Consider the following 8,841-nt stretch of genomic DNA (forward strand, 5'->3'; position numbering starts at 1 on the left):
ATCAGGGAGAAAAGCGATGGTCAACTGGGTCTTGCGCGGCGCCGTCCTGCTGTGGGCGGTCTTTTTCACCATATTGGGCGCGCAGGGGCTGCTCGATCCCGCGACCTATACCGAAACCTTTGGCATCGCGGTCGACGGGGCTGCGGCGAACACCGTGCGCGCCGACCTGTCGGCCTTCTTCCTTGTCGCTGCGGGGAGCGCCGCCATCGGTGTGCTGGTGCGCGGCTGGACCGGCGCGCTGCTGGTGCCCGCCGCGCTCTATGGCACCGCGCTGGCCGGTCGGCTGATCGGGGCGGCGTTGGGCGATGCGGTCGGCGCGGCGATCGTGCAGGCGATGATCATCGAGGCGCTGACGCTGTTGCTGATGGCCGGAAGCTGGTGGGTGCTTTCGGGGCGTGCGTCGCGCGGCGATACTATTGCCGCGGCCGCCGACACCCTGCATTAAATTGGGCTTTCCTTGTCTTTTGGCCGATAATGTGAGTTACTGGCGGCAGGGTTGCTTCTGATTTCCTTTTTACGGGAAGGGGGGCTGTTATGTCGGGCGAGAAGACGCGTAGGCCGGCGGATCGGCGGCGGGAGGATCGGCGTGTCGTCGACGATCCGGCCTATGACGGTCCCGAGCGCCGCGAGGGCGAGCGCAGGACGGGCAAGGACCGGCGGTCGCCGACGAAGTGACGCGATGGTATAGGGGCGGCTCGGGCGACGCGACGGTCGCCGTGCCGGTTGGAGATTTGCCGTGACCGAAGTGCTGCCGCGCCTGTCCGTCGACATCGTGTCCGATGTAATGTGCCCCTGGTGCATCATCGGCTGGCTGAAGTTCGAAAAGGTGATGGCGCATTTCGAGGGGCGGCTGGCGTTTCGGGTCCAGTGGCACCCGTTCGAGCTCAATCCCGATATGCCGCCCGAGGGCGAGGATGCGGCAGCGCATGTGATGCGCAAATATGGCATCAGCGCCGACCAGAGCCGTGCGAACAGCGGACGGCTGGCAGATATCGCGCGCGAGCTGGGCTTCGCCTTCAACCGCGGTCCGGAGTTCCGGATGCGCAACAGCTTCGACGCGCACCGGCTGCTGACCTGGGCGGGGGCGCTCGAGGAGCCCGAGCAGGCGGCGGCGACGGGCGTGCAGACCGCGCTGAAGCTGGCGCTGTTCAGGGCGCATTTCACCGATAATCGTGATGTTTCCGATCATGCGGTGCTCGCCGATGTGGCGGCATCGGTCGGGCTCGACCGCACACGCGCTGCCGCGATCCTCGCGGGCGACGATTATGGCGAGATGGTCCGCGTCGAAGAGGCCTATTGGGCCGACCAGAATGTGACCGGGGTTCCCGCGTTCATCCTCGGCGGCCGGATGATGGTGCCGGGCGCGCAGGATCCCGACATGTTCATCCGCGTGATCGAGAGCAAGGTGCTGGCCGCGGCGGCCTGAGGAACGGCCCGGTCCCGCCGCGCGTTATCTGTTGATCCTGGCAATGGAGGCGATGACGATGGCCGACGACCCCCGTGACGATGAATCCCTTGATGGCGATGACCAAGCGCCCGAAGCGCTGAACCGCGAACAGGAGGACGAGGACGCGCAGGCGCAGACGGTCGCCGAGGCGGCGCGGCGCGAACGCCCGCTGGGGGAGAGCCGCAAGGCGAAGGCGCGCTACGAGGATCGCGACACGCCCGATCTGGTCGATCATATGCGCCAGATGGAGCGGTCGGGCCGAATCGACATGGACGCCTATCGCGGCGAACGCAGCGACGATGACGAGGACGGCGAACTCGGCGAGGACGGGATCGACGATGACGCGCCGCGCGGCGCGCCCTGACGGCCGGCGCCTAACGCCGGTTTCGGATCAGGTCGGCGAGCGCGATCGGGCCGAGGACGAGCAGGAAGCTGCCCACCATCGCGGTGAAGATCAGGACGGGGCCTTGCAAGAGCGGATTGGTCATGACGGGTCTCCTTGACTGGTGACCCCGTCTGGCGCCGCGCCGCGCCTTTTTCTTTGATATCGGTCAAAACGGTGCCGCGCCGGATACGATCAGTGGCGTTTGCCAGCCATGGCGGAGCCGCCGCGTTGGGACTTTGCTAAGCCCTTTCGGGCAGGCTGCCCGCCATGGCCCACCGTCGATATGTCCGAAAACCGCCGCGCCCCGGGCGCCGTGCCTATCCGAAGCGGCCGCGGCGGCGGCGCAGCTTCGGGCTGTCGCTTGCGATGGTCGTCGCGGGCGGATTCGTCGGCACGCTGGGTGCGCTGAACATGACGCCGGGCGGACGCGAGGCCGCGGCCGGCATCCCGCTGCTCCGCGAGGGGGCCGCGGCGCCCGACACGCTCTCGGCCCGCTTCGGGCTCTGCCACAGCGGCGGCGGGCGCAATTGCGTCGTCGATGGCGACACCTTCTGGTTCGAGGGGCAGAAATATCGCGTCGCCGACATCGACACGCCCGAGACACACCCCGCGCGCTGCGCCGAGGAAGCCGAACTGGGCGAGGCGGCGACCGGGCGCCTGCTCCGCTGGCTGAACGCCGGCGCCTTCACGCTCGAAAGCGTCGATCGCGACACCGACCGCTATGACCGCAAGCTGCGGATCGTCACCCGCGGCGGCGACAGCGTCGGCGACATGCTGGTGGGCGAAGGGCTCGCGCGGCGGTGGGAGGGACGCCGCCGCCCCTGGTGCTGACCGGCCAGCTGGTGGCGGTGCCGATCGCGGCGCCGACCCTGTCCGCGGGGCGCTTCGTCGGAGGGGGTGGAGCCGACTCGCCTTTCGGGCGTATGGTGAATGCGCTCCCCCTCCCGGAGCGGCAAGGAGACAGACGATGGCCGAACATGACCACAGCGCGATCAAGGAAGATATGAATGTCATCGGCGCCGACGGCGTCCATCTGGGCACGGTCGACCATATCGACGGCGAACGCATCAAGCTGACCAAGGCCGACAGCGTCGACGGCAAGCATCATTATCTTCCCGCCGGGCTGGTCGCCGCGGTCGAGGGCGACACGGTGCGCCTGTCGGCCACCGCCGCCAACGCGATCGACCTGTTCGAGGAAGCCGAATAGTCCATCCCCCGGACATAGATGGCGGGGGCGCAATCCGGCGTCCCCGCACCTTGAAACTGGCCCGCCCTGTCCCCTGGGGCGGGCCGTTTTCATAGGGCAAAGCCGGCCCGAAAAGCATGACCCAAACCGACAAAGGAAACGGAGCCGGGGTGGTTCGTCCCGGCTCCGTCCTGTGCCCGCGTCCACGATTTTCCCGCGAGGGGCGACCCACGCGGAAGCGGGCGGTGGGGAAGGCGCGTCAGTGCGACTTGGCGTCCGCGCTGGCCTGCGCACTGCCGTGCGCATGGGCCGCGATCTCGGCGCGCGACAATTTGGTCACCAGCGGCCCGGTGACGCTGTTCGCCTTGCTGTAAAGCGCCGCGAGCGGGATGTTGTAGAGCTTGCCGCCGTCGACCACGACCGCATTGTCGCCGTCGAGGCTCTGGACGGTGCCGATGCTGTTGCCCTTGGCATCGGTGATCTGCGCGCCGGCGCGGACCTGTTCGCGGGTCGCGGCGGTGAGCCTTGCCGAGTCGATCGCACCGTTGACGGCGCCGTCGGCGCGATCGACGCTATTGCCGAGCTGGCCGGTGACGTTGCCGACGGTGTTCCCGACCGCGCCGGTGCCGACCTGCGCCGTCGTGTCGACCGTGCCGCCGACCACTCCGCCAACCTGCGCGATGGCGGGGGCGCCGAGCAGCGCCGCACCCGCGGCGAGCAGCGTGAGGGAATTGCGCATGGGGTGTCTCCTGTCCTGCGGGCAGCCGGGAGCGGCCGCTCGTCCGGCAAGAGAAACCGGCGGATGCGGCGAATGTTGCGCGGGCGGGCGACGGGGCGCCGCGCGTACGCGACGAACCGCCCGCCGATATTTCAGTGCGTTTTGACGGACTTGCCGGCGAGCTTGTTGCCAACCAGCTTGTTGAGCGTCGCGATCCGCATTCGCGCCGCGCTCCAGTCGCGTTCGGGATGCGCCTGGATCTGCGCGAGCAAGGTCGCGAGCTCCTTGCGGCGGTCGCCTTCGGTTACGGCCTGCATGGGCTTTCTCCTTTCGCCTTGCTTATAGCATCGCTGCGACGCTTTTGCAGGCGGCTCGCCGCGCGGCCGGGGCGCATTGTCCCGCGCCTCGCGACTGGCGCGGCGCCCCCGCCATCCCTATCTGTCGGCATGATGCAATATCGGGACCGGAAGATGATCGTCGTCGCGCGGCTGAAGGCGAAGCCGCTGCTCGCGGGGCAGGTGATCGCCGTGCTGGCGTTCGTCGCGCTCGCGTGGGGGCAGGCGGCGCCGGTGCGCGCCGACGGGGCGGGGGCGATGATCCGCGCGCTGCTGTTCGGCGATGCCGTGGCGACGGTGGCGATGCTCGCCGCGGCCTTCGCCTTCTGGACGTGCCTGCGGCTATGGCGCCAGCGCGAGAGTTACGTATTCCACGATGGCGTGCGGCTCTATCGCGGCAGCAGCCTGTCGTGGCCGCTGGCGGCGATCCGCGACGTGGTGATCGAGCGCGACCGGCTGGGCTTTCCCGTGCTGCGGCTGGTCGTCGACGACGACAGCGAGGTGACGCGCGCCCTGGTGCCGCTGCCGCTGCTCGACGGATCGGCCGAGGCGGTGCGCGGCGGGGTCTTGTTCGCGGCGGGCGGTCTGCGCGGGGTGCCGGTCGGGGTCACGGTGAATTGAGGGGGCGCGGCGGCGGTTCGCGCCCCGCCGAGTTTCGGGCCAAAGTTCAGTAAAGTTCAGCCTTGTGGCGGTCCGGTTTCGGCATCGCGGGGGAGGGCCGCGAGCCGCTCGTCGGCATCGCCGGCGTCGTCGCGATACCAGCGCGGCAGCTCGCCATCGCTCAGATCGGCGACCTCGAGCGCGACCGCCAGGTCGTCGGGGGCCATCAGCGCGGCGGGCGCGGCCGGCGGGGCGGGGTGGAGATGCGCCAGCGCCTCGGCCACCGGCGGGGCGGCGGGCGCGGTGTCGGTTCGCGGCGCGGCGGCCGTGCGAAGACAGTCGGGGCCATAGGCGCGCAGCAGGAACATGAGGAGCCGGTCGCTCTGGCGCAGGCGGCGGCCGACGCGGTTGCCGTCGCGGTCGAACACCGGCTCCTCGCTGCCGATCAATGCGCGTTCGAACGCGGCGTCGATCAGTTTCTTCGACGCGGCCTCGATCGCGGCGCACCAGGCGCGGTCGAACGCCTCGGCGCCGGGCGAGCGGCGCAGGCGATAGGCGGAGGATTCGGACATGCCGACGGCGCGCGCGGCATTGGCGACCGACCCGCCGTCGGCGAGCGCCTCGATAAAGGCGCGCTGCTTGTCCGGCGACCAGCCGTCCTTGCGGCGCTTTTTCAGCACCGGCACCCAGTCATAGGCGGCGGGGTCGTGGCCGTGCGCGTCGAGCGCGGGGGCGGCGGGATCGGGCGAGGGGATGGGGGCGATGTGGCTCATCCGCCAGTTTGGAGCATGGCGGGGGAATGTAGGAAAGGGGGTTTGGGGGTGGGGTGTGCGAAATAGGATTCGGGGGTGATCGAGTCTCACACAAAGACACGAAGACGTTTGACATTCCCCCCTTCGTCACCCCGGACTTGATCCGGGGTCCATGCTTCGGCCGCGGCTATGGATCCCGGATCAAGTCCGGGATGACGATGGTAGGGAAGGTGGCGCTTACCCGCCCAGCGGCGGCAGTCCCAATTCCTCCGCCAAGTCGCGCCAGTCGGGATTGCCTGCCTCGATCAGCTCGATCTTCCATTTGCGCTGCCAGTTCTTGATCTGCTTCTCGCGCGTGATCGCCGCGTGCATCGTCCCGGCGAGTTCGAACCAGACGAGCGTCTTGACGCCGTAGCGCTTTGTGAAACCGTCGAAGCCGCCGTCCCGATGCTGGCAGATGCGCTGGATCAGGTGCGAGGTGACGCCGGTGTAGAGCGTGCCGTGCCGCGCACTCGCCATGATATAGGCGCAGGGCTGGAAGTCGGCGTGCATGGGGTGGAGGCTAGGGCGGCGATGGACCCCGGATCAAGTCCGGGGTGACGAAGATTGGGTCGAACCGGATGCTTCTCTTCACATCGTCATGCCGGACTTGATCCGGCATCCATGGGGTCGGGAGATGTGTAGCTGTTTGAGAATTGGCTAATTGGTTGCCGTGTTCGCGGTAGTTCAACGTGATTTAAGAGTCTCCAGAAGAGAGAATGTCGGCGTTCCGACGACAGCTACGAAAGGCGTGACACCGTACCTCCCAAACAGCTGTACCTGTGCAACGAGATAGCCATTTTGCAAGTTTAGCTGAACATGGTGGAGAGCCGAGCGGAGCGGCCAATGCTGTTCTTTGTCGCTCCCGACCAGCGTTGATATATAGGGATCGCGGTTCCGAACGACATCGCACAGCAAGGGCTCGAATTGATCCAGCCCCAACATGGCGACCGCCGAACCGTGGGCTATCTTGGCCACGAATTTACAGATTGCATCCGGCCCGAACTGTATGAAATTTGCTTGGCGCAATCCGTCAGGTCGCCGTTCATCCGGAACCGGCCCATTGAGGTGCCGTACGCAAAATCCGACCACATCAAATGTCGGAGAAGGCTCCAAGCTCGACAATAGCCGAGGCGGCGCAAAGACCGGGAGTATGATTTGCGCGGGATGATCTGCAACGGGCAGGTTTTCCCATTCCAGATTGTCGGTCAAGTCTGGCCACTGTCCCGCATCACCGCGAAACACGCCCATTCTTAAATCGGTGGGTCGATGGCCGGACGGGAGTCTTAGGAACGTCCTGGCCTGGATGAACGTGTAGTTCAGAACCGGGGGTTCATATTCCTTCACCTTCATCTGGCAGGGCGCGCACGACGCTTCTGGGAGAATAACCTCGCCACCTAAGGCTCGAGGAATGATATGCTCGTCAGTGAGTTTGCCACTCGTTTGGCCGCAGTAGATGCAGCGCCCAACTGGACAGTATAGCTCTTTATCCGGAAGTACCCCTAATTTCAATTGCTTCAAACCGAAAACCCGCCCGCATTGCGCCGGTTCGAGCTTGCCGCCAGCACCTTCTTGCCCGTCGGGGTCAGCGCCCATTTCGCGCCCTGTTGCACCACCAGACCCAGCGCGACGAGTTCGTCGCGGACGGGGTCGGTCTGCAGTTGCGGGCGGCGGTTCGAGAGGCCTTCGAGCGTCGCGCGCTGGGGCTGGCTGAGGGTCAGGAGTTTGAGCTTTTTCTTGTCGGTCATTTTGGCCTCTGACTTCTTGTTTTGTCTCGCGGGGCGTTTTGGCCTCGCTGGGCCCCGGCTTTCGCCGGGGTTCGCGAAGGTAACGCCCCTCCCACAAGGGGAGGGGTTTGGAACATTATTCGGCGGCGATGCCCGCCTTGGCGAACATATCTTCGCCCTCGTCGCTCGCTTCGATCGCCGCGGCGCCGTCGTCGTTGGCTTTCGCCTTCTTGCGGTTGTCGAAGCTGGTCCAGACCTGGTTCCAGTCGCCGCGCGTCGCGGCCTTGCTGTATTCGGTGGCGCGGGTTTCGAAGAAATTGGCGTGCTCGACGCCGTTCAAGAGCGGGGCAAGCCAGGGGAGCGGGTGCTCGTCGATCATGTAGATCGGCTGGAAGCCGAGCTGCCCCAGGCGCCAGTCGGCGATGTAGCGGATGTAGCGCTTGATCTCCTTCGGCGTCATGCCGGGGACGGGACCCTGTTCGAAGGCGAGGTCGATAAACGCGTCCTCGAGCCGCACCGTCTTCTGGCAGCAGTCGATGATGTCTTCCTTCACCGCCTTGGTCAGGCAATCGCGTTCCTTGACGAAGGCGTGGAACAGGCGCGTGATCCCCTCGCAGTGGAGGCTTTCGTCGCGCACCGACCAGCTGACGATCTGGCCCATGCCCTTCATCTTGTTGAAGCGCGGGAAGTTCATCAGCATCGCGAAGCTGGCGAAGAGCTGCAAGCCTTCGGTAAAGCCGCCGAACATCGCGAGGGTGCGCGCGATATCCTCGTCGCTGTCGACCCCGAAGGTGCCGAGATAGTCGTGCTTCGCGCGCATCTCGTCATATTCGAGGAACATGCCATATTCGCTCTCGGGCATGCCGATCGTGTCGAGCAGGTGGCTGTACGCCGCGATATGGACCGTTTCCATGTTGCTGAACGCGGTCAGCATCATCTTGATCTCGGTCGGCTTGAACACGCGGCCATATTTGTCGTGGTAGCAATCCTGCACCTCGACATCGGCCTGGGTGAAGAAGCGGAAGATCTGCGTCAAGAGGTTGCGCTCGTGATCGCTGATCTTCTGCGCCCAGTCGCGGCAATCCTCGCCCAGCGGCACTTCCTCGGGCATCCAGTGGATCTGCTGCTGGCGTTTCCAGAAATCATAGGCCCAGGGATATTCGAAGGGCTTGTAGGTCTTGCGGGCTTCAAGCAATGGCATCGGCGTACTCCAGTCGAAACTCGGTCCAGATTCCCTCTCCCCTTGTGGGAGAGGGAGGGGCCCAAGGCGTCAGCCTTGGGAGGGTGAGGGGGTGAGTGCGGTTTCAACCAGCATCAGCACGCCCTCGATATTCGTCATCACATCGTCATTCCAGAAGCGGATCACCCTGTATCCTTCACCCTCGATGAAGCGTGTCCGCGCTTCGTCGTAGGCGACCGCTTCGCCATGCTGTCCTCCGTCGACCTCGATCACCAGCCGCGCGGCGTGCGATGCGAAATCGGCGAAGAAGGGCCCGAGAGCTTGCTGGCGGCGGAACTTTGCGTGAGGAAAAGCCTCTCGCAAGGCGCGCCACATGCGCTTCTCGGCATCGGTGGCTTCGCGGCGGAGCGTGCGCGCTCTTTCGGTCGTCCACCGGGGGAGGTCGGCCTTGCGGCCTCTTCCCCTCACCCTC

General features: G+C 66.1%; 15 protein-coding genes and 1 pseudogene. 7 read left to right on the forward strand and 9 right to left on the reverse strand.

Annotated features, from left to right (window positions below):
• Positions 1-16 precede the first annotated feature (16 nt).
• The 6 genes from QOL68_RS09780 (at position 17) to QOL68_RS09805 (ending at position 3,039) form a co-directional block, all read left to right on the forward strand.
• Positions 17-445 carry a hypothetical protein gene (locus QOL68_RS09780; RefSeq protein WP_282948542.1) on the forward strand — a complete coding sequence of 143 codons (429 nt, stop codon included), beginning with the start codon at positions 17-19 and terminating at the stop codon, positions 443-445.
• 89 nt (positions 446-534) lie between these two features.
• The gene (locus tag QOL68_RS09785) at positions 535-675 is read left to right on the forward strand and encodes a hypothetical protein (RefSeq protein WP_204991735.1); all 141 of its coding nucleotides are present in this window, start codon (positions 535-537) and stop codon (positions 673-675) included.
• 61 nt (positions 676-736) lie between these two features.
• Entirely contained in the window at positions 737-1,426 is a 690-nt protein-coding gene (locus QOL68_RS09790; protein ID WP_282948539.1) for a DsbA family oxidoreductase, read from the forward strand.
• 58 nt (positions 1,427-1,484) lie between these two features.
• A complete protein-coding gene (locus tag QOL68_RS09795) occupies positions 1,485-1,811 on the forward strand; it encodes a hypothetical protein (RefSeq protein ID WP_282948537.1) in 327 nt (108 codons plus the stop codon).
• Positions 1,812-2,099: 288 nt separating this feature from the next.
• Positions 2,100-2,663, forward strand: coding sequence for a thermonuclease family protein (locus tag QOL68_RS09800; RefSeq protein ID WP_058457136.1), 564 nt, complete (start codon positions 2,100-2,102; stop codon positions 2,661-2,663).
• Between the two features lie 136 nt (positions 2,664-2,799).
• Entirely contained in the window at positions 2,800-3,039 is a 240-nt protein-coding gene (locus QOL68_RS09805) for a DUF2171 domain-containing protein (protein ID WP_058457137.1), read from the forward strand.
• Positions 3,040-3,277: 238 nt separating this feature from the next.
• Here QOL68_RS09805 and QOL68_RS09810 read toward each other — a convergent pair whose 3' ends face one another.
• Both QOL68_RS09810 and QOL68_RS09815 read right to left on the reverse strand, forming a co-directional pair.
• Complete coding sequence (locus tag QOL68_RS09810; protein WP_282948533.1) at positions 3,278-3,757, reverse strand: hypothetical protein; 480 nt, start codon at positions 3,755-3,757, stop codon at positions 3,278-3,280.
• A gap of 131 nt (positions 3,758-3,888) precedes the next feature.
• A complete protein-coding gene (locus QOL68_RS09815) occupies positions 3,889-4,053 on the reverse strand; it encodes a hypothetical protein (RefSeq protein ID WP_282948530.1) in 165 nt (54 codons plus the stop codon).
• 129 nt (positions 4,054-4,182) lie between these two features.
• Here QOL68_RS09815 and QOL68_RS09820 point away from each other — a divergent pair, with 129 nt between their 5' ends.
• Positions 4,183-4,692 (forward strand): hypothetical protein, encoded by a 510-nt coding sequence (locus QOL68_RS09820; protein WP_282948529.1) that lies wholly within the window; start codon positions 4,183-4,185, stop codon positions 4,690-4,692.
• Positions 4,693-4,748: 56 nt separating this feature from the next.
• Here QOL68_RS09820 and QOL68_RS09825 read toward each other — a convergent pair whose 3' ends face one another.
• The 7 genes and pseudogenes from QOL68_RS09825 to QOL68_RS09850 all read right to left on the reverse strand — a co-directional run bounded on the left by QOL68_RS09825 (position 4,749) and on the right by QOL68_RS09850 (position 8,837).
• A complete protein-coding gene (locus QOL68_RS09825; protein ID WP_282948527.1) occupies positions 4,749-5,444 on the reverse strand; it encodes a hypothetical protein in 696 nt (231 codons plus the stop codon).
• Positions 5,445-5,660: 216 nt separating this feature from the next.
• Positions 5,661-5,975, reverse strand: coding sequence for a GIY-YIG nuclease family protein (locus tag QOL68_RS09830; protein ID WP_282948525.1), 315 nt, complete (start codon positions 5,973-5,975; stop codon positions 5,661-5,663).
• Between the two features lie 174 nt (positions 5,976-6,149).
• Complete coding sequence (locus QOL68_RS09835; RefSeq protein ID WP_282948524.1) at positions 6,150-6,674, reverse strand: hypothetical protein; 525 nt, start codon at positions 6,672-6,674, stop codon at positions 6,150-6,152.
• Positions 6,675-6,812: 138 nt separating this feature from the next.
• A pseudogene (locus QOL68_RS18960) lies at positions 6,813-7,058 on the reverse strand (HNH endonuclease); the annotation flags it as partial.
• A complete protein-coding gene (locus QOL68_RS09840; protein WP_282948523.1) occupies positions 6,980-7,210 on the reverse strand; it encodes a hypothetical protein in 231 nt (76 codons plus the stop codon). The pseudogene QOL68_RS18960 and the gene QOL68_RS09840, both read right to left, overlap by 79 nt.
• Positions 7,211-7,325: 115 nt before the next feature.
• Positions 7,326-8,390 (reverse strand): ribonucleotide-diphosphate reductase subunit beta, encoded by a 1,065-nt coding sequence (locus tag QOL68_RS09845; protein WP_058457461.1) that lies wholly within the window; start codon positions 8,388-8,390, stop codon positions 7,326-7,328.
• A 69-nt stretch (positions 8,391-8,459) separates the two neighbouring features.
• Positions 8,460-8,837: an endonuclease domain-containing protein gene (locus QOL68_RS09850; protein ID WP_058457462.1), complete on the reverse strand. Its 378-nt coding sequence runs from the start codon at positions 8,835-8,837 to the stop codon at positions 8,460-8,462.
• Positions 8,838-8,841 lie beyond the last annotated feature (4 nt).

Origin of the sequence: Sphingopyxis sp. Geo25, from assembly GCF_949769135.1 — a bacterium.
Lineage (GTDB): Bacteria > Pseudomonadota > Alphaproteobacteria > Sphingomonadales > Sphingomonadaceae > Sphingopyxis.

Coding starts and splice junctions, on each gene's coding strand:
- QOL68_RS09785 (WP_204991735.1), top strand. CDS start 535: ATGTCGGGCGAGAAGACGCGTAGGCCGGCGGATCGGCGGCGGGAGGAT.
- QOL68_RS09810 (WP_282948533.1), bottom strand. CDS start 3,757: ATGCGCAATTCCCTCACGCTGCTCGCCGCGGGTGCGGCGCTGCTCGGC.
- QOL68_RS09780 (WP_282948542.1), top strand. CDS start 17: ATGGTCAACTGGGTCTTGCGCGGCGCCGTCCTGCTGTGGGCGGTCTTT.
- QOL68_RS09845 (WP_058457461.1), bottom strand. CDS start 8,390: ATGCCATTGCTTGAAGCCCGCAAGACCTACAAGCCCTTCGAATATCCC.
- QOL68_RS09815 (WP_282948530.1), bottom strand. CDS start 4,053: ATGCAGGCCGTAACCGAAGGCGACCGCCGCAAGGAGCTCGCGACCTTG.
- QOL68_RS09840 (WP_282948523.1), bottom strand. CDS start 7,210: ATGACCGACAAGAAAAAGCTCAAACTCCTGACCCTCAGCCAGCCCCAG.
- QOL68_RS09800 (WP_058457136.1), top strand. CDS start 2,100: ATGGCCCACCGTCGATATGTCCGAAAACCGCCGCGCCCCGGGCGCCGT.
- QOL68_RS09805 (WP_058457137.1), top strand. CDS start 2,800: ATGGCCGAACATGACCACAGCGCGATCAAGGAAGATATGAATGTCATC.
- QOL68_RS09830 (WP_282948525.1), bottom strand. CDS start 5,975: ATGCACGCCGACTTCCAGCCCTGCGCCTATATCATGGCGAGTGCGCGG.
- QOL68_RS09820 (WP_282948529.1), top strand. CDS start 4,183: ATGATGCAATATCGGGACCGGAAGATGATCGTCGTCGCGCGGCTGAAG.
- QOL68_RS09795 (WP_282948537.1), top strand. CDS start 1,485: ATGGCCGACGACCCCCGTGACGATGAATCCCTTGATGGCGATGACCAA.
- QOL68_RS09825 (WP_282948527.1), bottom strand. CDS start 5,444: ATGAGCCACATCGCCCCCATCCCCTCGCCCGATCCCGCCGCCCCCGCG.